We start from the raw sequence: 2371 nt of genomic DNA, 5'->3' as shown, positions 1-2371 counted from the left end.
AAAAATAAAATATTAAATTATATTATTTTTTCTTTTTAGTATATTATGAGGTATTTCAAATGAAAAAGAACGCAATTATACTGGCTGCGGGCAAATCTAATAATTTTGCACCATTTACATATGAAAAACCCAAAGGTCTTTTCATTGTTAAGAATCAGATTTTAATTGAAAGACAAATCGAACAATTAATTGAAGCAGGTATTGAAGATATCTATGTTGTCATAGGATATATGAAAGAAAAATTCTTTTATTTGGAAAGAAAATATCCTGAAGTCAATTTAATTATGAATAACAAATATGCTCGATTTGGAAATATTTATTCAATGTATGTTGCAAGAGAATACTTGGCAAATACTTTTATTTGTTGTGCAGATCATTATTTTTTAGAAAACCCATTTATTGATGGAAATGATTTAAATCAATCTTATCGTGCATGTACATATATCAATGGTTATTTTGAGGAGTTTTCTGTTGATTATTCAGATGCAAACATAATTACTGGATGCTATATGGGTGGTGAAGACTCTCATGCCATGATAGGGCATGGTTATTTTAATGAAACATTTTCAAATAAATTCCTAGAATTATTAGAAGAAGAAATTAAAGATTTTGGTATTAATAATATGTTTTGGGAAGAATTTTATGCAAAACATATTAAAGAATTGACTCTTTCAATGAAAACATATGAAAATGGTGAAATATTAGAATTTGATAGTGTTGATGATTTAAGGGAATTTGATTCTGATTTTTTATTGAATGTTGATTCTGATATTGTTTCAAATATATGTAAAGTATTTGATTGTCATCCTAATGATATTGTGGATATTGATATAATTAACGCAGGTTTCACCAATGTTTCCTTCAAATTCACTGTTGGGGGCGAAGACTATGTTTATCGACACCCTGGAGGCAGTGATAAGTATTATTCCAAACGGAGTAATGAGGTTTATTCTCAAAATTACGCAAAAAAATTAGGTATTGATAATTCATTAATTTATATTGACCCTACCGGCTGGAAAATTTCCCATTTTCTCCCGAATATTGTTCCCTTTGATTTAAATAATCCTACACACCGTAAGCAACTAATGGATGCTATTCATAAAACTCACGAAATTCCTGTCACTGATGAAATTAAAGAATTTGATAATGTGGTTGAAGGTAAAAAGTTAATTACACTTGCTTGTGCCACAAAAGGGGATTTATTTAGAGAATTTAAAGAAATGTTTGATAAAATAGATATTGTTAATGAGCTTGTTAAATCTGAAAGAGAAAAATATGATATTAAACCAGTTGTTAGTCATCATGATATTTATTATCCTAACTTACTTCCAACTTCCGATGGGGAATTTTATTTAATTGACTGGGAGTACTCCAGCGTAAATGATCCTGCCAATGATATTTGCGGTCTCATAACCAGATATGACTTTACTGAAGAGGAAATAGAATTTATTTTAAAAGAATATTATGGGCGTGATTTAACTCCTTTGGAACATAGGCATATTATGGGCCAATCTATTTTAACTGCACTTTATTGGATTAGTTGGCCTTTGTTTAGAAGCAGTATGGATGAAGAAGATGGATTTTTCTTATTGACTTCATTTAGATACATTGAAAACCATATAGATGATGTTATAGAAAGTTATAAGGAGCTATAAAATATGAATATAGCTGTTATTTTAGCTGGCGGAATAGGTAAGCGTTTTGGTGCAGACAAACCAAAACAATTTGTTAAAGTATTCGATAAACCTGTTTTGGTTTACACAATTGAAATTTATCAAAATCATCCTGAAATTGATGCTATTGAAGTTGTCTGTGTTGAATCTTGCATAATCTATTTAAAAAAATTAGTTGATGAATATAATTTACATAAAGTTAAGTGGATCACTCCCGGAGGCAAAGAGTTTCAAAATTCTATGATTAATGGAATTAATAACCTAAAAAGTGAATTAAATGATGAGGATATTGTTTTGTTCCAATATGGTGCTTCCCCATTTACATCTGATTATGTAATTAGTGATGCTATACAGGTATGTAAAGAAAAAGGAAATTCATCACCGGCAATATCTTCTCTATTCCTTTTGGGAAGCAATGATGGGGACAAATCAATTAATTGGATTGATAGAGACAAAGTTATTATTCATAACACACCCCAATGTTTCAAATTTGGTTATGTAACTCAGTTATATGATGAAGCTATTGAAAACGGATATCTTGATAAAGTTGAACCTCACACCACAACACTGATGTATTATATGAATCGTGAAATTTATCTTTCAAAAGGCAATCAAATAAATTTTAAAATCACTACAAAAGAGGATTTGGATTTGTTTAAAGGTTATGTGATGATGAAAAATAATAAAAGTAGTTAAAT

The 2371-nt window shown here is 29.1% G+C and carries 2 protein-coding genes; both read left to right on the top strand.

Annotation, left to right across the window (positions count from 1 at the left end; all coding sequences use genetic code 11):
- Positions 1–59 precede the first annotated feature (59 nt).
- Complete coding sequence (locus ACKI4K_RS06110; RefSeq protein ID WP_407423280.1) at positions 60–1655, top strand: NTP transferase domain-containing protein; 1596 nt, start codon at positions 60–62, stop codon at positions 1653–1655.
- A gap of 3 nt (positions 1656–1658) precedes the next feature.
- A complete protein-coding gene (locus ACKI4K_RS06105; protein WP_407423278.1) occupies positions 1659–2369 on the top strand; it encodes an IspD/TarI family cytidylyltransferase in 711 nt (236 codons plus the stop codon).
- Positions 2370–2371 lie beyond the last annotated feature (2 nt).

Source organism: Methanobrevibacter sp. (genome assembly GCF_045644645.1).
GTDB lineage: Archaea > Methanobacteriota > Methanobacteria > Methanobacteriales > Methanobacteriaceae > Methanocatella.
This window is presented reverse-complemented; position numbering and strand designations above follow the sequence as displayed.

What these genes read in the sequence shown, in the direction of transcription:
- ACKI4K_RS06105 (WP_407423278.1), top strand. Translation starts at nt 1,659, where the DNA reads ATGAATATAGCTGTTATTTTAGCTGGCGGAATAGGTAAGCGTTTTGGT.
- ACKI4K_RS06110 (WP_407423280.1), top strand. Translation starts at nt 60, where the DNA reads ATGAAAAAGAACGCAATTATACTGGCTGCGGGCAAATCTAATAATTTT.